Consider the following 24129-nt stretch of genomic DNA (forward strand, 5'->3'; position numbering starts at 1 on the left):
AAACCCCACCTCATTTTCTATTTAGATAGTTTTTTTGATGTTACTTTCACCTTTTATTTACATTAATTATTTCATTAATTAATTTATCTCCAGGAAAGTCCATTGCTATAATTCCAGTTTTTTTAATGTCAGTATTATCTTGGATGTATCTTAGAACATAATAGTTTACATATTTAGCAGTAGTATATGGGTAACATCCAGATGAACTTCCACTTGAGTGATTTAAGACTAATTTTGAAGTGTCTGTTTTGTATTTATCTATGAAATTTCTAACCTGTTCAAATTTCCACCATCTATTCCAAATGGCTGATACATAGTATTCGTCTTGTTTAGGAATTGCCCCCCATTTAATACCTGGTAATCCAGAAACGTTTTCTATAATAACAATTTTTTTTCTAATATCTCCAAGTTTAATAGGCACACTACTTTTAGTATAAAAATAATTTATTCCATAGGAGTTCATAACTTCTTTAAAACCAGTTACAAATACATCGTCAGTATTACTATCACTCTCTCTTTTTATTCTTACAAATACAGCTTCACTAGGATGATCATCTAAAAAGCTTTTAATATTATCTAAAACATCTTTTAGTGTTAAATGTTGATATGTTATTCCATGGTAAACATAAAATTTTTTTTCATTTGGATAATAGCTTAATCTAATATCAAAGTACCTTATTCCTGCCTTTAATTGTTCGAGTACGCTTAATGTTTGACAAATTGCTAAATCTCCTCCATAAAGTGCCCCCGAATCATGTGTGCCTGGAATTGATAGAGTAGTTACAGTCTTACTATTACTTAATGATTTCATCCAATCAGCATTTTCGTTACTGGTACTTGTTGAAGAATTGTAATAATCAATTGTTTTATCTTGTGAAAAAGATAAAGAGGTTAAAAGAAAGGTAAAAAGGAAAAAATATATTTTCGCCAATTTTAATAAAGTCATTTTTTTCATTTTGTTTGTGTTTTAAGTTGTTGATATTAAATGTATTAAGATGTTCTGTGTTTGTAGTTTAATGCTATCTCCTTTTTAATACTATTAATTATCATTAATTCTCATGTTATTTATGGTTAATCTTAAAATAGGTTTTATTAAGTTTTTGTTTTTATATAAAAAAGGGCTACTTTTTTTGAGTAGACTTTTAAAATTTTAATTTTTTAGAAAGAGATTATCTTTCCTTTTAGGAAGCTTTTTATGAGTTTTATACAGGTTTGTTTAGTGTGTATACCTCTTTAAGGCTGTAATCTTAGATAAGTGTTTTAATCTTTTTTTTCATAAGAAAAGGTATTTTAAAATTGTACAAAAAAATGAGGTGGGGTTCAAACCCCACCTCATTTTCTATTTAGATAGTTTTTTTGATGTTACTTTCACCTTTTATTTACATTAATTATTTCATTAATTAATTTATCTCCAGGAAAGTCCATTGCTATAATTCCAGTTTTTTTAATGTCAGTATTATCTTGGATGTGTTTTAGAACATAATAATTTACACCTGTTATGCTGTAGGCTTCCCTGTTTTTCATACAGTTTAAAAGTCAATTATTTTGAGCTTATAAAAAAATTATTCTACTTTTTTTATACTAAGGTTAAGCGTATTTACATGTTCTAAAACATTATGAAACGAGTTAGAAGAAACTTTGGTTCCTCGTGACATATTATTGGATAAAGGAATAGAGATAGGTTCAGATAAACCAATTACTTTTAATGTTATATTTTCAAAGGGAGGGGAGAAGCTTAAAGGTAAAATAAAACTTTTATTTTTTTCCACAAATGTTTCTTGTAAACTATAGTAATCGTTATAATCAACGTTTGGAACAAGTCTTTTAATATTATAGTTACTATCAATTTCAAAAATTTGAAGATAAATTGGTGATAAACTTAAATTAATAATTTCCAATTCATAGTTGAAATCAGGGGTTACTGTTGCCTTATTCTGAAGATCCAAAATATTGTTTAGGCTGATTTCTTTTTTTAAAAGTTTAATTTTTAAAAGGCTATCTTTTTTTAAAGAGTTAGGAACTTCTATAAATGCAATAGCTTTATTATAATTTACTATTTGTGTTTTTAAAAAACTAATAATATTAGCATTGTTTTTAATAGGCAAAAACGAAGTTTTATTTGATTTTAAATAATGTAATTGAAGATGATTATTGTTCTTTTTTATAATAAAATCTGCATTAAACCTATCGTTAACAAAATTTAGAGTTGGAATTTTTTTGCCTAAAGTAACTATATTTATAACGCTTTGAGCAGAGCTGTCAATAAATACTTTATTAAGTTTTTTAAATAGATTATCCTTACTTACTCGCACTATCAAATCTTTTGTGTTTAACTCGTTTTTATGAGAGAAAGTAGAAGAAACAAGATTTATTTCATCTAAGTTAACTTTTATTGTTTCTGGTTGGTTTTTAGGGTTTGAGTTAATTATCTCAACATCTGTGTGTTCATTAATCCCATTAAGACTACCAGCTGGAATTAGATATGTGTTTTCTAGTTTTTTTTGGTAGAATGGGTAATGTAAATAACTTTCATGATCAAAGTTTTTGAGAAAGATTGTTTCTTCATTACCAATTAATAAAGGAGTTTGCTTGGGGCTTATTTTCCGAATGGTTTCTCTAATTCTTTCTATTAAAAAACCGTACGAGATGTTAATAGATCCATTTAAGCTTTTTAAAGTTTCTGTAAAGGCATAGGTTAATGCCCCAAATTCATTATATTCATAGGCAAGTTCATTTCCTTTACTAGCACTGATAGTAACATAATTAGATAAGTTACTATTTAATGTGTTGGTAGTGTGTAAAGTTTTTGAGTTACTTGGTTTTGATATTTTAACGTGTGGATACCCACCTCTGCTAATAAGGTTTTCGCCTCTGTTTATGGAGCCTGAAAAGCAAGTGTCAATCAAAAAAAATAAATGCCCATTTTTCCCTAATTTTAAACGAAACTCATGAATCCAAAAACCAACCTCATCGTCGATAAGATGATTTTCTCCTTTATAAGAACTACTTTCATTTAGTAATGTTCCAAAAGGAACAAAAGCTTCATCTAAATAGTCGGCTTCATCGTTGTTAGTATCTTGAACTTGTTGTCCATGACCTGAAAAGTGAAGAAATAGTATATCATCAGGCTTTATCAGGCTTAGAATTTTTTCAAAAGCTTTTAATATTCCAGTTTTGTCTGCATTTTCATTTAATAGGACTGTTATATTGGATTCTTTAAAACCTATGGTTAAAAGCGTTTTTTTTAACAAAATTGCATCATTTTCAGAATGTAGTTTTTGGTACCCTGAATATGTAGGATAATCTCCTACAGCAATTATTAAGGCATGTTTTTCAAAAGAAAAACTATAAAAACAAATAATAAAGCATAAATAGGGGAGGAATTTTTTCATTGTGTTTTTTTAATTAGTTTATTAGCATGTAGCTTTCCCAATTTTCTGGGTTATCAGGGTACTTTACCCTCATTTTTAGTTTAGCCTTTTTATAAGCTTTTCGTATGCTGTTTTTTTCAGTTATCCAATTCTGATAAAATAATTTTATAAACTCATAAGCAAAATTATCTTTTACAGATGTATTTGTAACTATTAGTCTTTTAGCTCCAGAGGCAAAAAAAGCATATTGAAGTCCTGTTAAACCTTCACCAGGTATTTGGTCTCCTTTTCCTGATAAGCAGCTGTTAAGGATAACCAATTCTTTTTCTTTGAATACTGAATTTTTTATTTCAGAGTATTCTAATTTGTTATATTTTTCATCGATATTATTTGTTAGAGATAGAATAATTCCTGAATTTGAAACGGTTGTGCTTTGATTACTTTTTGAAGTTTCACCAATATAACTATGAGCAGCAATATGGATAACATCATTTTTAAGAAGCACATGGTTTTTTAAAAGACTATCAGTTACTTTACCTTCAAAAATTTCAGCTTTAATATTCTTTTTAGAAAGAATTTTTTTAACGGAATAGATTTCTTTTTTGGAAAAAGGAAGGTTAGGTAAGATTTCCGAATCTAGTCTATCACTTTTATCAGATGAATAAAAAATATTACCAATTAAACAAAAGTTTAAATTATTTAATTTTTTCATCTTTATTTCTTTGAATGGGCTATAAATTGAATGTTTTTTGTTTAAATTATATAAGTCAATAACATACTTTGAATTGTTAATTTTAAAAGAATCAAAATTATAGTTGTTAAAGGAACCATCGGTAATATAATTTATGGTTTTCATTTCTTTTAAATAAGGCTCGAGAGGTAACCAAATTTTTAGGTATAAATTATGTCTATCCATATTTTTGTTTATTGAAGTGCCTCTAGTTTCTGTAGTTTCTGTAGTTGACAGTTTTTTGTCTTCTGATAACGTATTAATACTATTGAGGTTTAACAATACTATTTTAACATCATTATTTGTAATTATTAAACAATATGATTGTTGATTGTTGAGAAAGTTCATTTTGTCTATGTATTCGCTGAATATTAATAAGCACTCATCTTTTTTAATTTTTTTCATAATTTCTTTCATACTAATGTATCCCACTCCTTTAAAACTTTTAGTTTGCAGTCTTTCCAATTGTTTTTTAATTTGTAGTAGAGAATCAGTATTTATCTTTTTCTTAACTGAAGATTCTAAAAAGTTATTAATTCTAGAAATTCTCCTGTCCATGTTTTGCTTCTGACTTTTAAGAAGCTTTTGTATTCTTAAATTTGTGTATTTTATATTAAGCTTTAGTTCTATCACTTTTTTAAATATATCATTTTGAAGTTTTTTATGATTAGTTAGCAAGTAATCTATAGCTAACTTCTCTTTTTGAATTAGTGTAATAACTTCTTGCTCAGTTGTAGAATTAAATTTAGTTTCATACTCTTTAATTAAATAGCTTACGTATTTGTCAATTAGAGCGTTAAAGCGTTTTAAGTCATTAATTTGTATATAACATTCAGCTAAATAAAAATTAAAGTAATTTTCAGATTTAACTTTCTCCTCATACAAGAAGTATGTGATTGCTTTATTATAGAGATCTTTATGAAGATATATTAGACCAATTGAGTTATTTATTAGTAAGCTTAATTTTTGATTATTACCGAATGCTAAAAGAGTCATTTTTTCAACTTCTTTAACTATTGACTCGAAATCATCTTGCTGATCAGTATATTGGGCATATATTAAAAATGTTTTTATACACCTATAGTAGTTAGTATAATGAATTTTATTTTTTCGAATTTGATAGAGCTCCTTAATATATTTTTTTATTAAAGCCATATCATTTTGATAGGAGGATGAAAAATTAATCAATGCTTCTATATAATAAGCGGGTCTATTTTTATTGGAAAACTTTTTATTTAGCTTTTCAAAAAGAGTTAAAGCATGTTCTTCTTGAGAACTAAGAATCGACATCAAACGTAATTTAACACAAAGAAATTTCCAATAAATTTCTTTGTTCACTTTTTCTAGCTCTAAAATCTCAACTGTTTTATCAACTGTTTTATAGGCTATTTCGTATTTTTGCTCAATTATTAAGTTTTCAACTAGAGTTAGTATTATTTCGAAATTATAAGGCTCTTTATGTAATATTTTTTTTGCATAAAGGTTAGACTTTTCAGGTAATATACTATAATGGTAACTCTTACACAGGTTTATGTATGACAAGTGTAATATAGAATCATTTAAAAGGTTTAAAGCATATTGTTCAGCTTTTTTGTATAAATTGTTAGCTTTTGTAAAATTAATTTCTTCTAGAGCTTTTTCAGCTTTTTGGTTAACTTCTTCCCAAACCTTTATTTCTTTATTTAGTTGATTTTGTGAAAAAACATCAAAAGGTAAACCTCCCCAAATGATAAAAAGTAAAACTATACCGTAATAATTAGAATATGTTTTCATTTTTAATTGAGTTTAAATAAGTCAAAGGATATTCCAAAAAATGCACCTAAGGCGTAAGTTTTATTTAGGTAAGGAGATAAATCAAAAAAATCAACTTTATCTCCTACTTGTAAACCATTAGATAATTGGTAAACAGGACCAACGGAAACTCCCCCTAGTAAAGTAATATTTTGTTTTTTTCCATAACTTATAGACGGACCAAAAAGAAAGGAAACATCAGAAAAACTACCATTAATAGGTATCGAAATTCCGAAATTTCCGCCTATATGAATGGTATTTGAATTTGAAAACCTAAACCGAATTGTAGTTGCTAGGTTTGGTGTAAATGATTTATTTACGTCGAAATTAATTGTTGAATTATTTCTTGCCACAAAAAAAGACTTTGATTTATCTCCATATGAATTAAAGGTTATAGCAATTCCAGTGTCAATTATAAATTCCTTAGTCTTTATTTTTTTAGAAAAGTTATTAATTTTCGTATTTTCTTTTTCATTATTATTAATGTTGTTATTTTGATTTGGTATTATTTCAATATCTACAATCATGGAGTTATTATTTATAACTGTTGTATAAACATTATTCTCATGTATAGAACTAACCTTAGAAATTAATTGTGAAATGTTTTCTATAATTCTTTCATTTTCTTCAATATCATCAATTGCTAGCTTAAATGTAGAGGTATCATAGTCCATAGAGCTAGAATTGTTTTTTTGTATTCCTATTATTGTATTTTTATGATAACTAAGTATTCGTTTTAAGTCAAATAAAGACAAGGAGAGGTTGTTTCTGTTAATTTTATCAGAAATAAGAAAATGTTTATATTGTTTTATATCTTCAATAAAAGCATTAATTATGTCTTTTTTACTTTTATAAATATTGTTCACATTAGAGTTAAGGTTTATATATGTTTTTTTGTTTAAATCTGAAATGACATTATACTCTTTTATCTCTTTAAGCAGCATATTAGATCGTGCCCCTTTGCTATTCATACCTGTAATATTTTGAGTAAACGTGCTTAGGTTTAGGCTTTTTAAAGGATTTAAAATAGATTTAATATTTTGTACAATGGGCTGTTTACTATTACTATTATTAGAGTTAGACTCTTTAACAGATATATTTGATTGAAAAAATAGAGGGTTAATATTTGAAATTCTTATATCAACCTCTTCTCCTATTGGAATAAAAGGATCTTCTTCTAGTTCAATGTAATTTTTTTGAGTTGAATTATATTTAAGCCAAATAAACCGATTGTTTCTAAAGTCATATTCTAAAGTAAATTTGGCTTGTGAATATATTTTTAAAGACAAAAGCAGAAAAGGAACTAATAAAGTTAGTTTAATATTGTTAATTGTTTTTGTTTTCATATTGCTTTTGCTTTATTACGTTATTCTATATCATTAATAGTAAAAAAAACATATGGAGAAGTACCAGAATCTATTTTTGCTGAAATTTTATAGTTTTCAAAAGTTTTCTCAGAAGACTTAGAACTCTTTTTATTTAAATCATTAAGAGAGAATTCTGAATCACTAATTAAAATATTGTTTGTGTACCAAAAAGACCAAGGAATATATGAACCAAAGCTAAAAGTTAAACTCGAGTCGTTTGAAACATCATAAGAAATTCTATTAAAAACACCTGTTGATTCTCCTTTTTTCTGAACAGCAAAGGCTACACCTACTTTTCCTGAAGGTATTATTGACGGAGGTAGACTATAAAATATGCTATAATACCAACAATCTTTACTTTTAAAATATAAAGTTTTAGATGAATTATTAGAAATTATTATTTTAGCCGAAACCCCTGTACCATAGCCATTTTTTAAAGATTCAAGCCTAGCTTTGGCTTCATCAATATTATTTAAAATATTTTTATTTACACCTATAACCTTATCAGTAATCAACAACGTAGAAAGTACAGGATAATGATCAGAAGCGTCCCAATACTCATTGACTTCTTTGTTGTAATATTTGAATTCTTTTAAAACTTTAGATTCAACAGTTGTAATATTATTAGAGTGAAAAATATAGTCAAGTCGTTGCTTGTATTGACTTTCTTTATTATTATAATAATAATTAGCTAACGTATTATCTAAATTGTTAAAAGTATACCCAAAATCATCAGGTTTCGACATGTGATAAGAATCTTTGTAATTAATTAAAACTTCTTCTTTTAGTGTATTATATTCATCACTATCTCCAATAATATTAAAATCACCAGCTATAATTACAGGAGAAGAAATACCCTTTGTTACATTTTTAATTTGAGTAAACTGTTCTTTTCTTATCCTTTTATATTCTTCTTTATATTTAGAAGATTCATCTGATTGTGCATGGGTGGCTATAACATAAAATTCATATTTATGTTCAAATAAGCATTGTACAACCCAAAAACCTTTATTTGCAAAGTAATCGGTAGATTGAAATAATGAAGAATAAGAATCGAAAGGATAAAATGTAGATTGAGCTAAAGGGATTTTTGAAATAATTAATAAACCATCACCAATTTTAGCTGAATACATATTGCTATACATATTATAAGGAAACTTTTTTTTAGTACTCTCAATAATAAGTTTAGCATAGCTGTTTGTCCATACTTCTGAAAAAATAATTATATCAAATTCAGAGCTATCCATGTTAATTTTCTTACTTATTTCTGTTACACGCAATTCATCGTCTTTCTCTTTAAGAGGTAAATCTAAATGTACATTATACGTCATAACCTTTACCTGATATGAATCATCCTTAATTTTGTTAACTGTATTAGAAAAATGATTGTTAGAGTAAATAATAAGACCTACAAGAAGAATTTTTTTTAATTTATTAAACATATTCATATATTTTAAGATTAGCTGATGTATTCAATTTATTATTAATATTTGTTTTATCTGCGCTTAATTATGTTTTATGGTAATAATATTATGTCTAAGTTGATTTGTATGCATGTAATTATATATAATTTCAATTAAGTATTATTAAATATTATTAAATATGATTAAATGTGATTAGGTATTATTATAATATTGTATCACATCATGTTTAATAGCTTATTATCTTAGTATCTCTTAAAGATTAAATAATTATAAATATTATGAAAAAATTAATTTTATTCTTTTGTTTTTTAAACCTTACAATTATTCAAAGTCAAGTTTTGACAGAACCAGAAGTTTTACACATACAAAAAAGAATTAATGAGGAAGAGCTTAAAGTTTCAGAAATAATTAGCTTGAAAATTAAAATGGCAAACCATTTTTTGGGAAGCGATAACAAAAGGGCAGAAAAACTGGCTATTGAGATATTAGACGAAAGTAGAAAGAGTAATATAAATGATAATTTAGGTGAAGCTTATTATATACTAGGCTTTATTAACGTAACTGGTGGTGATAAAACAAAAGGATTGTTTTACCTTAATGAATCAATAAAAGCATTTAAAAGGGAGTTAGAGGTTAACCCTATGGGGTTTAAGCCTTATGCAACCTTAGGAAGATATTATGCAAAAGAAGGGGAAAACTTAAAGGCTCTCGAAAATTATGTTAAGGCACAAGAGTATTTAAAGCTTGTTGGAGGAGATATAAATCTTATAATGTGGTTGAATTGCGATATAGCTGATATTTATATAATGGTTGGCGAGTATAATTTAGCTCATCAAAAATTATCTGAAGCTATTAGGTTTAGTACTTCATTAACAGCAAAGGCTAGTGCTTATAAATTGATGGCGAGTATATATGAAGAACAAAATGATTTAGAAAAAGCATTGCAGTTGGCTATTAAATCGTTAGAGTTTGCCCAAAAAGGAAATGAAAGGAAAATTAATTTGGGAATTTATAACTTCGGTATTGCAAGAATTTATTTTAAGAAAAAATTATTTAATAAGAGCTCTCATTTTTTTGATAAATCATTGGCATATTGGCAAGAGATAAATTACTTGGATGGTATTTATGACGCACACTTATTTAAAATAAAGATAGATTTAGAATTAGAAGGAGCAAATCCTAAACAAGTAGTTGAATTGGTTCAGTTAAGAGACAATATAGAAGATAAATTAGCGTACTCAAATGTAATTGTCGGATCAATAATACTTCAAGCTATTATTAATAAAAGGTTAGGAGAAATAGAGTTGGCAGAAAAACATTTGATACAAAGCTTGCAAATGATAGATAAAAAAGGTGTAAAGGAGAGCACAAAATTATCTTTATATCAGGAGCTCATTAACCTTTATGAACTAAAAGGTTCAGAAAAGCAAGAGTTCTTTTTAAAAAAATATGATAAACTAAAGGACAGTTTGGCTTTAGTTAGTAAAAAAAACACAACAGGTTTACTTGAAATAGAACTAAACAAAAAAAAGTATTTAGATGAAATTAGTTTTTATCAAGAAAGGGTAGATAGTTTAAAAAATGAGAATTTAAAGAATTATAGATTACTAAAAAAAGTTTTCATAATCTCATTTATTGTTGTAGTAATACTCATTGCTATGATTTATTTTTTTGTTAGAAAAAGGGAAGAGGAATTAAGAGAACTCAATAGAAAGAGAAATGTTATTTCTGATGTGATGAAATTATTTAACAGTACAAAAAAGGAAGGAGAGGAGAGTTTATCTGTTAAAAACATTGATAATAATAGGGTTTATGGAATGTTAATAAATGAAGAAAATCATTTAACAGATTTTATTGAAAGGTTAAATGAAAAAATACCTAACAATAGGTTAAGTGATACAGAGAAAAAAGTTGTATTTTATTTGAGGTTAGGGTATTCATCTAAAGAAATAGCAAATATACTGAGTATCTCTTACTTAACAGTGAATAACTATCGTTATTCAATCAGAAAAAAGTTAGGGCTAAAAAATACCAGTAGTACTGCTTTTAAAAATTATTTTAATAAAATATAATTAATGATTATTTCATATAGTTCTTTTTAATTTTTTTTTGTTACTTTAAGGTAATTGAAAAATCGGGGGATGATTATTAATTCTTTTAAATACCAAGTTGGAATTTGTTTCTTTTTTGTTTTTTTATTTTTTGGAGCAAATTTGAATGGACAAATGCTTTCTGAAGAAAAACTTTTAGAGTTAGAAAATAAGCTAGTTTCAAATGAGATTAAAGATTTAGAGGCATTTGAAATTAGTTTTAAATTGTCAAATCATTATGTAGGAAACAATATAGAACTTTGTAAAAAATATACTAAGAAAGTCCTATCGCTTTCTAGTAAGTATAAGAATAGAGAGATTGAAAGTGAAGCTCTATGTAATTTAGGGTATTGCTTTTTGCAAAAAGGAGATACAATTAAAGGAATGTATTATCTAAATAAGTCAATACTAAACTATGAAGAGTTTCCTAGAGTTCAGTTAAAGAGTTATAAACCATTTGTTATAAAAGCAAATTACTATAGAGATAAAGGAGATGATAAAAAAGCATTCATTAACTATATAAAAGCACAAAATCTTTTAAAGTTATTACCATTTGAAACTAGTAGGGATTTAATTTTGAATATTAATTGTGATATTGCAGATATTTATGTTAAAGTTAATCAACATGATTTAGCTTTAGAAAAATTAAGAGAAACAATTAGGTTTGGAGAGTCATATTCACTAAAGGCAAATGCTTACAATTTAATGGGGAGTATATCTCTAAGAAAAAAGTTGTTTGAAGAGTCTATTAAGTATTATAAATTATCTTTAGAAAATGGAAGAAAAGCAAAGGATTCTAATTACAATTTAGGAGTCTTTAACCTATGTTTAGGTGAAGCATATTTAATGAAAGGAAACTATGAGAAGTCAATCCATTTTTTAAAAAAAGCAAGAGATAAGTTTAAAAAAGTAAATTTCCCCACTATTATTAATGAAAACGAATTTTTAATTATAAAAGCTGAAATTCTTTTAAATAATAATTATGCTTTAGGAAAAAAGATGCTTAGTGAATTAAAACCCTTAGTTTTAAATGACCACTATTCAAGTTGTTTATTAATAGATATTTGTGTCTTAGAGTCAAAAGTTAAACTTTACTATAAAGATTATATTTCTGCTGAAAAAGTTTTGATAGAAGGATTGTCTTTATTAGATAACGATATTTGGCTAGAACATAAAGTGGAATTTTATAAGGAATTATATACTTTTTATAATACAGTAAATAATGTAAAAAAAAGACAATTGTATTTCAAGGAATGTGAAGTGTTGAGAGATAGTTTAATAAATGAGAACAGAAAACTGTCTTATGAGGTGTTAAATATTGAATTTAAAAATAAGAATACGGTTGAAAAAATGGCTTTGCTAAAAGAAAAGGTTGCTTATTATGATAAGTTAATCTTTTTAGCTTTTGTTGTAATAATGACTTTTTTTATTTATTTCATGGCGATGTTTAATAACAAGAGGTTAACTACTAATACTAAAGAATTAATAAGTTTACCGCTATATAATTCAAATAAACTAGAAGAGGAAGAAATACTAGAAGAGGAAGAAATAAATGTTTTTGATAAAAAAGAAGAGAAAGATTTAGAATTTAAATTAGAAGAGTTTACCTTATTATTAAATAAAACATACCCAAACAATTTTCTTTCAGACAAGGAGAGAGAAATTTTATTTTATTTAAGTAAAGGATATTCATCGAAGAAGATAGCAAGTATTTTGAATATTTCTCATTTAACAATAAATAATAACAGATCAGTTATAAGAAATAAAATAGGTTTAAAACATATGAGTACTTTGGGGATGATAGAAGAGTTAAAAAAAATGAGATTTTGATTTATTTATAATATTAACGCTAAATTAATAATTATAAATTTACATACGTAACTACGTTTTTGTTCCGCCCTGAATAAAAGCTACATAATTTTATTAATTATGTATAAAAAACGACAAAGTAATTAGAGGATACAACGAACCCTTTAAATTAAAGATTATAACCAACTTACAATTAGCAAACATCTTTTTTCTGTTCAAAAACATATGTAAAACGAGTTTCCAAATACTGTTTCATATAATTGCTTTACAGAACTTACTTAGCAAAATTCAATACCACTTATTTTTAAAAAATGTTGTTTAGGTAAATGCTCAGGTATTTCGTTTATCAATTCTACACCAATACGTGTTTGCAAAAACAAGCGTATTTATCCTCATAAAGTTTTTAAAGATATTGCTAATACAGATAAATCTACCATGTGTTAAACTCCATAATGTCCTTAATGATAAAGGATAAATATTAATTTTTTGTATAACACAGGCTAGTGAAGATGATAGAAGTCTGTTAAAAAAAGAACGCTTCTTTAGATAAAATAGTTGGAAAACTTTTTGCTGATAAGGGTTATATAGGAAAGGAACTAGTACAAATGCTGTTTATTGATGGCGTGCAACTTATAACTCAAGTTAAAAAGAATATGAAGAATTGTTTAATGATAAAATTCTAGACGTAAAAGCTTTGGTAATTATATAACAAACTTAATTTCCAGATTTATTACATATAGCTTTTTACCTAAAAAAACCTCCCATAAAAAAATCAAACTGTAAGTACTCAGCAAATTGGTCTCTTTTAATAATTGAACCCAGGTTATAAAAATAGAGTTGACAAACGTTTATAGAAAGAAAAACAGATTATTAAATCTTTCAATAGTAGGTTTTGGGGCTAGTTTATAAGATTTGAATACTTATCTCTTTTCTACCAAAGATTTATGTGGGTGATATTGGTAGTAACCTTCTTGAAGGCTTCCCTATTTTTCATAATCTAAAAATAATTGATTTTAAACTGTACGAAAAACAGGAAGCTTTTAAAATCGTTAAATCTATATTTTTTGTAAAGAATGCTTGATTTATTATTAAAAGGATAATAAAAATATTTTTTAGTTTCATTTTTAAAAATTATTGCTTTAATAATTATTACATTTTTATGAGTTTTGGGTATAAATAAGGGTTAGTTTTTATTAAAAAGGGGTAACAACTATTTAAAGATAAAGCCCTTTTTTAGTGACTTGTAGCTTTGTTGAGATACTTAATGAGATGTAATATTATTTTTTATGATATCATTTTTTTGTTTTTGTGTTTGAAGATGTAATAGGTTTATGCATCTAATTTTTTTGGTTAAGAAAAGAAATCGAAAAAGTGTTTTCAATTAACAAAACAAAAGTGTTCAAAAATCATGAATATACTTAACTCAAAACTAATCTTGTTTTTTTGTTTGCTTATTTTTATATCTCTTGAGGTTAAAGGACAAGGGCTGTTTATAAATTATATAACTCAAAGTTCCCCGAACTTATGTGTTCCACCCGATGCCCCCTATGGGGATTATGGGGAGTTAATTTTTGAAATTAATTATAAGAATGATGATGGGGGAGCAAATGGAGGAACTTTTGAGCATACAGTAATATTGCCTATTGGTTTAGAGTGGCCTCTTAATCCCTTAGTATACTGGGAAACATTTAACTTTCCTTATTCTGGGTCTGTAACAAGACTAAATTCGAGAACAATTTCAATAAATGGTCCAGACTTAAGATTTGGTGCGGTTGGAGGTTGGATTCGATTACGTTGTAATGCGGTTACAAATGTACCTGACCCATGTTTGTATTCAACAAATTTTGGTGTTTTACGTAATGTAGGAATACAGTTTGCATTTGGTAGTTCAAAACAATGCTTAAAGGTAAGTGATCAAGGAATTGGGCAATGTAATATCAGACCTTTAATAACTTCATCATCAAGCGTTAAGTATTTTGAAAATTCAACTGAAGTTGTGTTGAAAGTTGAAGGGGTTGACGAAGATTTAGGTGCAGTTTTAACTTCTAGTATAGTTGGAGGGGTAGATGCAGATGTATTTAATATTGATCCTTATACAGGTGAAATAACTTTTAAAACTTCTCCAGACTTTGAGGCTCCTACAGATGATGACTTAAATAATGTTTATCATTTAACTGTATCACTATGTGATCAAGGAGGGTTGTGCGATGTTCAAAATGTTGAGGTAGAAGTATTAAATGTCTTAGAAAAAGATACTGATGGAGATGGAGTTGAGGATTTAATTGATTTGGACGATGATAATGATGGAATATTAGATGTTGTTGAAGGTTCTAATGACTTTGATGAAGATGGGGTTCCTAACTCTCTAGACTTAGATAGTGATAATGATGGGATTTATGACATAGTTGAAGTAGGAACATCATATTTAGATGCAAACAATGATGGTCGAATTGATAATATGGATAATAATACCGTAAATCTAGATGTTGATGAAGATGGGCTAGCAGATTCAGTAGAAACAATAAATGGGAATGATACAGGAACAACTCCTAGGGAAACAATTAGTGGTGTTATGGATTATTTAAGCTCTGATAGTGATAATGATGGTTGTAGTGATGCAAATGAAGCTTATAAAAATGTTAATTCAGATGGAATAGGGAATCAATATTATAACCCAAATGATTTGATAGAACCACTTACTATAACTAATGGAGTAGATAGTGATGGAAGAGTAATTGCTGCATTATATGATACTGGAGATGTAGAAAAAGTAATAGATAGAGATTTTAATTCCTCCATATGTAATCCAGTGTTTCCTGATTTTTATCCTACGCTTTTTACAGGTAAAACACTGGTAATAGGGAGGAGTGCTTCGATTGATTTTTACATTATCGTTGGAGAAGCAAAAGGCAGTGATTCTGATGAGTCAATACCTGTAGAAGTTAGGATTCCTGACAGTGATAGGTTAAAAATGGAGTTTGTTCCAAGTTTAGTGACCATAAATGGAGTAGATATCGATAATTCATTATGGTCATATAAAAAAGAGCTTGGTTTACATAAGTTTACCTATATAGGGAATGGAGGAGTGTTTACAGGTAATACATTTTCAAAGATTGGAATAAAGGCAGTATTTAACTCCCCAGAAAATGCAAAGGGTAAATTACCATTGAAAGTTACTGTTAAATATGATTCAGGGGGGCAAATAAATATAAAAAACGATAATGATGAAGACATCATAGAATATAACAACATTGGTAAATATTAGCATACCACTTTTTTATTAACTAACATATTATTTAGAGTAGAGTAATCTTTTTAACAATAAATCAAAACCTTTCTTATGAAACAAAAAATTACATTTTTAATAATGTTTTTGAGCTGTATTTATTTAGGATATAGCCAGTCTGTAAACTTAACAGACGCATTAATTTTTCCAGCTCCACTACCTTCAGCGCAAGCAAACGGTTCTGGTTCAGCTGAATTTAGACTCCAAGAAACTTCGGGGAGCCCAGTTTCATCACCAGTATTTGGTTCTTTGCCAAATATTACAATTACGGTTGATTTGGGTGATTATATTGATTTACCAAACGGAGTAGCTTCTTTAAGTGATATTACCATAGCAGACTCCTTTGATGGAACTGATATGAGTAGTTTATTCACAATAAGTTATGATGGAGTAAGTAGAATTTTAAAGTTTGAGCAGACGAATAATGATATTCCTGCTGATGCAAACATAAAATTTACTTTCCCCATTAAAGTAATTCAAAACTCAAGTGAATCAGAGGTAAGTAATGGATTCAATGCGAATATTGCAGCATTAGGTTCTGATACTAATGCTGAAGGAAATGCAGCATTCTTTACCTGGACAACAAATACAACTACAGCAGTTAATGATATTAACAATACTTATGAAGGAGTTGCTGTAAGTGGTAATGTTTCTACAAATGACTTCGATTTAGAGGGAGATACGCAAACAGTAAGTATTTCTCCTGTAACTAATGTTAGCAATGGTATACTAACTTTAAATGCAGATGGTAGCTATACATACACACCGAATATTGGATTTACAGGTGAAGATAGTTTTACTTATCAGGTTTGTGATGATGTTAGTCCAGCAGCTTGTGATGAAGGAACAGTATTCATTGAGGTATTACCAAATGGTTCTGTAGCAAATGAAGCTCCAATAGCTAATGCTGATACCGTTTTAACTGAAGAAGGAACAACAGTAACTGGAAATGTAGCAAGCAATGACTTTGATCCAGATGGAGATCCATTAACGGTGAATACGACTCCAGTAACAGATGTTACTAATGGTACGCTAACATTAAATCCTGACGGTACATTTACCTATGTTCCAAATGCAGGATTCACAGGAACTGATACCTTTACTTATGAGGTTTGTGATGACGCAAGTCCAATTCCATTATGTGATACAGCTACCGTAGAAATTAATGTGAATCCAGATACTGGAAACATAACAGTAGCCAATGACGATGCATTTACCACAACGCCAGATTTAACATTAACAGGAGGTAATGTATTAGCAAACGATTTTGATCCAGAAGGAGATACACAAACAGTTAATACGACTCCAGTAAGCAGCGTAAGTAATGGTACATTAACATTAAACGCTGATGGTACATTTACCTATGTTCCAAATGCAGGGTTCACAGGAACTGATAGTTTTACGTATCAAGTATGTGACAACGGTACACCTCAAGCATGTGATGAGGCAACTGTAACTCTTACTGTTGGAGGTGTTGCAAATACTACTATTGCTGAAAATGATATTAATAACACTTACATAGATACAGCAGTTGGTGGAAATGTGTTAACGAATGATTATGATTTAGAGGGAGATACTCAAAGCATAAATACAACACCAGTAAGTAACGTAAGTAATGGTACATTAACGTTAAATGCTGATGGTAGTTACTTATATACTCCAAATGCTGGATTTACAGGTGAAGATAGTTTTACATACCAAGTTTGTGATGATGGAAATCCACAAGCATGTGATGAAGCTCAGGTATTTATTGAAGTAATTCCAGAAGGAACTGCTGCAAATGAAAATCCAATTGCAAATGCTGATACTGTAACTACTGAAGAAGGAACAACAGTGACAGGAAATGTAGCAAGCAATGACTTTGATCCAGATGGAGATCGATTAACCGTGAATACGACTCCAGTAACAGGTGTTACCAATGGTACGTTAACATTAAACCCTGACGGTACATTTACCTATGTTCCAAATGCAGGATTTACAGGAACAGATAGCTTTACATATGAAGTTTGTGACGACGCAAGTCCAACTCCATTATGTGATACTGCTACCGTTGAAATCCATGTAAATGAAGATACTGGAAACATAACAGTAGCCAATGACGATGCATTTACCACAACGCCAGGTTTAACATTAACAGGAGGAAATGTTTTAGCGAATGATTTTGATCCAGAAGGAGATACACAAACAGTTAATACGACTCCAGTAAGTAATGTTAGCAATGGTACATTAACGTTAAATGCTGATGGTACATTTACCTATGTTCCAAATGCAGGATTCACAGGAACTGATAGTTTTACGTATCAAGTATGTGATAGCGGTACACCTCAAGCATGTGATGAAGCAACAGCTGTGGTAACAGTAGGAGGTTTAGTTAATACTACAATTGCTGTTAACGATATTAGTAATACCTATGAAGATATAGCAGTAAACGGAAATGTATTAACAAACGATTATGATTTAGAGGGAGATGCTCAAAGCGTAAATACAACACCAGTAATCAACGTTAGTAATGGTACGTTAATATTAAATGCCGATGGTAGTTATACATATACACCGAATGCAGGATTTACAGGTGAAGATAGTTTTACTTATCAGGTTTGTGATGATGCTAGTCCAGCAGCATGTGATGAAGGAATTGTATTCATTGAGGTATTACCAAATGGTTCTGTAGCAAATGAAGCCCCAATTGCAAATGCTGATACTGTAACTACTGAAGAAGGAACAACAGTGACAGGAAATGTAGCAAGCAATGACTTTGATCCAGATGGAGATCCATTAACCGTGAATACGACTCCAGTAACAGGTGTTACTAATGGTACGTTAACATTAAACCCTGACGGTACATTTACTTATGTTCCAAATGCAGGATTCACAGGAACAGATAGCTTTACATATGAAGTTTGTGACGACGCAAGTCCAACTCCATTATGTGATACTGCTACCGTTGAAATCCATGTAAATGAAGATACTGGAAACATAACAGTAGCCAATGACGATGCATTTACCACAACGCCAGGTTTAACATTAACAGGAGGAAATGTTTTAGCGAATGATTTTGATCCAGAAGGAGATACACAAACAGTTAATACGACTCCAGTAAGTAATGTTAGCAATGGTACATTAACGTTAAATGCTGATGGTACATTTACCTATGTTCCAAATGCAGGGTTCACAGGAACTGATAGTTTTACGTATCAAGTATGTGATAGCGGTACACCTCAAGCATGTGATGAGGCAACTGTAGTATTAACAGTTGGAGGATTAGCGAATACGACGGTAGCTGTTAATGATATTAACAATACCTATGAAGATATAGCAGTAAACGGAAATGTATTAACGAATGATTATGATTTAGAGGGAGATGCTCAAAGCGTAAATACAACACCAGTAATCAACGTTAGTAATGGTACATTAACATTAAACGCTGATGGTAGTTATTCATATATTCCAAAAATAGGGTTTGTAGGTCAAGATAGTTTCACTTACCAAGTTTGTGATGATGGAAACCCACAAGCATGTGATGAAGGACAAGTATTTATTGAGGTATTAGATTCTGGTACAGCTGCTAACGAAGCACCAATTGCAAATGCTGATACAGCAATTACTGAAGAAGGAACAACCTTAACTGGAAATGTAGCAAGCAATGACTTCGATCCAGATGGAGATCCATTAACCGTGAATACGACTCCAGTAACAGGTGTTACTAATGGTACATTAACATTAAATGCTGACGGTACATTTACCTATGTTCCAAATGCAGGATTCACAGGAACTGATAGCTTCACATACCAAGTATGTGATAATGCAACACCAACACCAGCTTGTGATACAGCATTAGTAGAGATCATGGTAGTTGGAGATAATGGAAACACTACAGTTGCAAATGATGACGCATATACAACTAGAATAGATGTAACAATAACAGGAGGAAATGTTTTAGCGAATGATTTTGATCCAGAAGGAGATACACAAACAGTTAATACGACTCCAGTAAGTAATGTTAGCAATGGTACATTAACGTTAAATGCTGATGGTACATTTACCTATGTTCCAAATGCAGGGTTCACAGGAACTGATAGTTTTACGTATCAAGTATGTGATAGCGGTACACCTCAAGTATGTGACGAAGGTACAGTTGTAATTACAGTTGGAGGATTAGTGAATTCAACAATCGCTGTTAATGACATAGGAAATACAAACGAAGGAACTACGTTAGCAGGAAATGTTTTAACAAATGATTACGATATAGAAGGAGACACTCAAACGGTTAATACGACTCCAGTGAGTGGTGTAAGCAATGGTATCTTAACCTTAAATGATGATGGTAGCTATACTTATACACCAAATGCAGGATTCACAGGAGAAGATAGTTTTACTTATCAAGTTTGTGATGATGGAACGCCTCAAGCATGTGATACAGCTACAGTATTTATAGAAGTATTACCAGATGCAACTTCATCGAACAATGCTCCAATTGCTAACCCTGATACTGTAATAACAGAAGAAGGAACAACAGTGACAGGAAATGTAGCAAGCAATGACTTTGATCCAGATGGAGATCCATTAACAGTTAATACAACACCAGTAAGTGATGTAAGTAATGGTACTTTAACATTAAATGCTGACGGTACATTTAGCTATGTTCCAGACGCTGGATTTACAGGAACTGATAGCTTTACATATGAAGTTTGTGACGACGCAAGTCCAACTCCATTATGTGATACTGCTACCGTTGAAATTCATGTTAATGAAGATTCAGGAAACATTACAGTAGCCAATGATGATGCATTTGATACAATAGCAGATACAGCTAATAATAATATAACTGGTAATGTATTGGCAAATGATTTTGATCCAGAAGGAGATACTCAAACAGTAAATACAACACCAGTAAGTAATGTAAGTAATGGTAGTTTAACATTGAATGCTGATGGTACATTTAGCTATCAGCCGAATGTAGGATTCACAGGTCAAGACAGCTTCACTTACCAAGTTTGTGATAATGGAATACCTCAAGCATGTGATACTGCTACAGTAATTCTTTTAGTGAAGAAATTCATGGCCCCAGATTATACAGTTTCTGTAATTACTAGAGAAACTAATGTTGTAGGTGCTGAAGGAAATATTGACTTTGTAGTGTTTGTAGGTGAAGGAAATGGATTCGACGCAAATGGTTTAGATACCGTAGAATTCAGAATTTCAGATAGTGATAATTTCGAATTCACTTTTGATAATACATTAACAACATTGAATGGTCAAACAGTTTTCAATTCAGATTGGACTTATCAGCTAGATAGAGGACTTCATAAGTTTACCTATGTAGGAAATAGTGGAATATTTAAAGGGAACACTTTCTCAAGAGTAGGAATTAAGGCGAAGTTTATTTCACCTGCTAATTCAAGAGGAGAGAGACCATTAAAAGCTACCATTAGAGGTGACTCTGGAGGACAGGTATTTAGAGGAAACGATAATGATTCTGATACTATAAGTTATAGTAATAATCAATAGATTCCCCAAGAAACGCTGGTGCTAGTTTAAAGCTAGCGCTGGCGTTATTAAAAGATTGAGAGGACAAAAAATCACTCTTTTAATAACGGAGTTTTATTTAAGTAAGGAGACAAAAAAAATAAATACAATGAATATGAGGGAGATAGTTAAGTTATGTACTTTTCTATTATTGATGTGTTCTCAGATTGGTTTTTCTCAATCTATTAGTTTGCAGGATGGTTTTATTAACCCTGCACCATTGGGAACCGTTGAGAATTCAGGAGAAGGAGTAGCAAGTTTTAAAATACAGGAAACCTCGGGAACAGATATCGATTCATTTGTCTTTGGAGGTCAGCCTAATGTTACAGTAACTATTGACTTAGGAGATTATATCGCTTTAAAAAATGCTGATATAACGCTAATTACTGGAACGTCAAATGATGTAGATGTGTTATCATTATTTACTATAACATATTCAACAAGTCAGAATATTCTTGAATTTGTTCAAAAAGAAAATATCCCAGCAGATCTTTACGAAGAAATCAGTTTCCCTATTGTGGTTACTCAAAACTCTTCACAAGGTAATAGCTTTAATGGTTTTAATGCAAATGTTACAGCACTAGGTACAACTACCAATGCATCTGGAAACACAAGTTTCTTTACATATACATCAGGAGCAGCACTAGAAGTTATTAAATCAGTAGTTAGTTTACCATCTGAATTTTCTGTTGGTACTGTAATTAATTATGAAATTGAAGTTACCAATTCAGGAAATGAACAAATTACTAATATTGAAATAACCGACTCAGGAGCTACAATTATATCAGGTAATCCTATAGCTAATTTAGCAGTTGGAGAATCTGCTATAGTAACTGCAAGCTATACATTGACACAAGCAGATATTGATAATGGTAGTTATAGTAATACAGCAACCGTTACAGGAGATAGCCCTAATGGAACAGATGACGTAATATCGACTTCAGATGCTGGAACAGATTCGAATGGAAATGAAATCATAGATCCATTAACTGTTGATGGCCCAGATGCTGATACTGACCCAACAAACGATTCAACAGATATAGATTTGTCAAGTGGACAAAGTCCAAGTATGGTGTTAATTAAAAGTGTTACTTCTAATGGTCCATACACGGTGGGTTCTACACTAACTTATGAGTTAATCGTTACTAATACAGGTACAATTACCTTAACTAATATTGAAGTAATTGATTCAGGAGCAACAATTACATCAGGAAACCCTATTGCTAGTCTAGCAGTAGGAGAATCAGCTACAGTGATGGCGAGTTATACGTTAACTCAGTCAGATATTGATGGTGAGAGTTATAGTAACTCTGCTACGGCAACTGGAGATAGTACCACAGGAACAAATGATGTAACAATAATGTCAGATGCAGGAACCGATGAAAATGGAAATGAAATCATAGATCCATTAACTGTTGATGGTCCAGATATTGGAACAGATCCAACAGATGATCCAACAGTTTTAATTTTAAACCCTTGTTTATATGTATTTAATGAATTTAGTCCGAATGGAGATGGTGTTAACGAATTCTTCAAGATAAATTGTATTGAAAATTACCCTAATAATAATGTTGAAATATTTAATAGATGGGGTAATACAGTATATAAAGTTGAAGGCTATAATAACAACAATGTTTCTTTCAAAGGAATATCAGAAGGCAGAGTAAATATAAATAAGAAATTACCTGTTGGAACATATTTTTATGTTATTGATTTAGGAAATGATACTGACTTAATAAAAGGCTGGTTATACTTAAATAGATAATAGTATTAAAAAAGGAAGTATTGTCAAATCTAATAAGTGATATGAAAATAATATTAAGAATATGTTTACTCCTTAGTATGTGTAGTTTTTTTGAATTAAAAGCCCAGCAAGACCCACAATACACACAATATATGTTTAATACTATGAGTGTTAATCCAGCATATGCTGGATCAAAAGGTCATACAGTTATAACAGCACTAGGAAGAACTCAATGGGTTGGGTTTAAAGGTGCACCTGATACGCAAAATTTAAGTTTTGATACACCGTTAGGGTTTTCTGGACTAGGACTTGGATTAAATTTAGTTAACGATAAAATTGGTCCATCACATGAAGTTTATTTTGATGGAAATTTGTCTTATACTATTGAAACAGGAACAGAAAATTATTTAGCTTTTGGACTTAAGTTAGGAGGGAGATTACTAAATATAGATTGGAGTAAAGGAACCAGAGTAGATGATGAATCATTATTTGCAAATAATATAAACGGTAAGTTTCTACCTTCTGTGGGAGCAGGAGTATATTATCACACTCCTAAGTGGTATGTAGGTCTTTCTGTACCAAACTTTATCAGAACAGAGCATTACGATGGTGATCTAGAGTCTATTAAAACGACTGCAGTTGAAAGAATGCACTTTTTCCTTATAGCTGGATATGTTTTTGATATTACCGAAAGCATACGATTTAAACCAGCTACTTTGATTAAAGTAGTTTCGGGCGCACCTCTTTCTTTAGACATTTCGGCAAATGTTTTGTTTAATAATAAGTTTCGTGCAGGATTGGCTTGGAGATGGGGCGATTCAATGAGTGCACTTTTAGGGTTTCAGGTGAGTGATTCTTTACTAATTGGCTATGCTTATGACTTAACCACGTCTAATTATAATGTTACCAATACAGGAACTCACGAAATAATGCTGAGGTATGAGGTTTTTGAAAAACTTAAATATAGATCGCCTAGATTTTTCTAATAAAT

12 protein-coding genes and 1 pseudogene are annotated in these 24129 nt (G+C 29.7%); 7 read left to right on the forward strand and 6 right to left on the reverse strand.

Going from position 1 to position 24129, the window contains the following annotated elements:
- Positions 1–46 precede the first annotated feature (46 nt).
- From ACKTSW_RS09655 to ACKTSW_RS09680, 6 genes are all read right to left on the reverse strand, one after another.
- On the reverse strand, positions 47–955 hold the full coding sequence (locus ACKTSW_RS09655) for a phosphatidylinositol-specific phospholipase C (protein ID WP_408025055.1): 909 nt from the start codon (positions 953–955) through the stop codon (positions 47–49).
- A 413-nt stretch (positions 956–1368) separates the two neighbouring features.
- Positions 1369–1524 (reverse strand): hypothetical protein, encoded by a 156-nt coding sequence (locus ACKTSW_RS09660; protein ID WP_408025056.1) that lies wholly within the window; start codon positions 1522–1524, stop codon positions 1369–1371.
- A 38-nt stretch (positions 1525–1562) separates the two neighbouring features.
- Positions 1563–3392, reverse strand: coding sequence for a caspase family protein (locus ACKTSW_RS09665; RefSeq protein WP_408025057.1), 1830 nt, complete (start codon positions 3390–3392; stop codon positions 1563–1565).
- 13 nt (positions 3393–3405) lie between these two features.
- A complete protein-coding gene (locus ACKTSW_RS09670) occupies positions 3406–5643 on the reverse strand; it encodes a CHAT domain-containing protein (RefSeq protein WP_408025058.1) in 2238 nt (745 codons plus the stop codon).
- A 233-nt stretch (positions 5644–5876) separates the two neighbouring features.
- The gene (locus tag ACKTSW_RS09675) at positions 5877–7238 is read right to left on the reverse strand and encodes a hypothetical protein (RefSeq protein WP_408025059.1); all 1362 of its coding nucleotides are present in this window, start codon (positions 7236–7238) and stop codon (positions 5877–5879) included.
- 20 nt (positions 7239–7258) lie between these two features.
- Positions 7259–8701, reverse strand: coding sequence for an endonuclease/exonuclease/phosphatase family protein (locus ACKTSW_RS09680; RefSeq protein ID WP_408025060.1), 1443 nt, complete (start codon positions 8699–8701; stop codon positions 7259–7261).
- A 260-nt stretch (positions 8702–8961) separates the two neighbouring features.
- On the opposite strand from ACKTSW_RS09680, the gene ACKTSW_RS09685 reads away from it, so the two are divergent.
- From ACKTSW_RS09685 to ACKTSW_RS09720, 7 genes and pseudogenes are all read left to right on the forward strand, one after another.
- Positions 8962–10755: a tetratricopeptide repeat protein gene (locus ACKTSW_RS09685; protein WP_408025061.1), complete on the forward strand. Its 1794-nt coding sequence runs from the start codon at positions 8962–8964 to the stop codon at positions 10753–10755.
- Positions 10756–10824: 69 nt separating this feature from the next.
- On the forward strand, positions 10825–12603 hold the full coding sequence (locus tag ACKTSW_RS09690) for a LuxR C-terminal-related transcriptional regulator (protein ID WP_408025062.1): 1779 nt from the start codon (positions 10825–10827) through the stop codon (positions 12601–12603).
- Positions 12604–12783: 180 nt separating this feature from the next.
- Positions 12784–13391: pseudogene (locus ACKTSW_RS14330) on the forward strand (transposase); the annotation flags it as partial.
- 599 nt (positions 13392–13990) lie between these two features.
- On the forward strand, positions 13991–15847 hold the full coding sequence (locus ACKTSW_RS09705) for a cadherin repeat domain-containing protein (protein ID WP_408025063.1): 1857 nt from the start codon (positions 13991–13993) through the stop codon (positions 15845–15847).
- A gap of 75 nt (positions 15848–15922) precedes the next feature.
- On the forward strand, positions 15923–21376 hold the full coding sequence (locus ACKTSW_RS09710) for an Ig-like domain-containing protein (protein ID WP_408025064.1): 5454 nt from the start codon (positions 15923–15925) through the stop codon (positions 21374–21376).
- 133 nt (positions 21377–21509) lie between these two features.
- Positions 21510–23159 (forward strand): DUF7507 domain-containing protein, encoded by a 1650-nt coding sequence (locus ACKTSW_RS09715; RefSeq protein WP_408025065.1) that lies wholly within the window; start codon positions 21510–21512, stop codon positions 23157–23159.
- A 41-nt stretch (positions 23160–23200) separates the two neighbouring features.
- Entirely contained in the window at positions 23201–24124 is a 924-nt protein-coding gene (locus ACKTSW_RS09720; protein WP_408025066.1) for a PorP/SprF family type IX secretion system membrane protein, read from the forward strand.
- Positions 24125–24129: the final 5 nt, after the last annotated feature.

The sequence above is a fragment of the Tenacibaculum sediminilitoris genome, from assembly GCF_964513795.1.
In the GTDB taxonomy this organism is placed as follows: Bacteria; Bacteroidota; Bacteroidia; order Flavobacteriales; family Flavobacteriaceae; genus Polaribacter; species Polaribacter sediminilitoris.

Coding starts and splice junctions, on each gene's coding strand:
- ACKTSW_RS09655 (WP_408025055.1), bottom strand. CDS start 955: ATGAAAAAAATGACTTTATTAAAATTGGCGAAAATATATTTTTTCCTT.
- ACKTSW_RS09660 (WP_408025056.1), bottom strand. CDS start 1,524: ATGAAAAACAGGGAAGCCTACAGCATAACAGGTGTAAATTATTATGTT.
- ACKTSW_RS09665 (WP_408025057.1), bottom strand. CDS start 3,392: ATGAAAAAATTCCTCCCCTATTTATGCTTTATTATTTGTTTTTATAGT.
- ACKTSW_RS09675 (WP_408025059.1), bottom strand. CDS start 7,238: ATGAAAACAAAAACAATTAACAATATTAAACTAACTTTATTAGTTCCT.
- ACKTSW_RS09680 (WP_408025060.1), bottom strand. CDS start 8,701: ATGTTTAATAAATTAAAAAAAATTCTTCTTGTAGGTCTTATTATTTAC.
- ACKTSW_RS09685 (WP_408025061.1), top strand. CDS start 8,962: ATGAAAAAATTAATTTTATTCTTTTGTTTTTTAAACCTTACAATTATT.
- ACKTSW_RS09690 (WP_408025062.1), top strand. CDS start 10,825: ATGATTATTAATTCTTTTAAATACCAAGTTGGAATTTGTTTCTTTTTT.
- ACKTSW_RS09705 (WP_408025063.1), top strand. CDS start 13,991: ATGAATATACTTAACTCAAAACTAATCTTGTTTTTTTGTTTGCTTATT.
- ACKTSW_RS09710 (WP_408025064.1), top strand. CDS start 15,923: ATGAAACAAAAAATTACATTTTTAATAATGTTTTTGAGCTGTATTTAT.
- ACKTSW_RS09715 (WP_408025065.1), top strand. CDS start 21,510: ATGAGGGAGATAGTTAAGTTATGTACTTTTCTATTATTGATGTGTTCT.
- ACKTSW_RS09720 (WP_408025066.1), top strand. CDS start 23,201: ATGAAAATAATATTAAGAATATGTTTACTCCTTAGTATGTGTAGTTTT.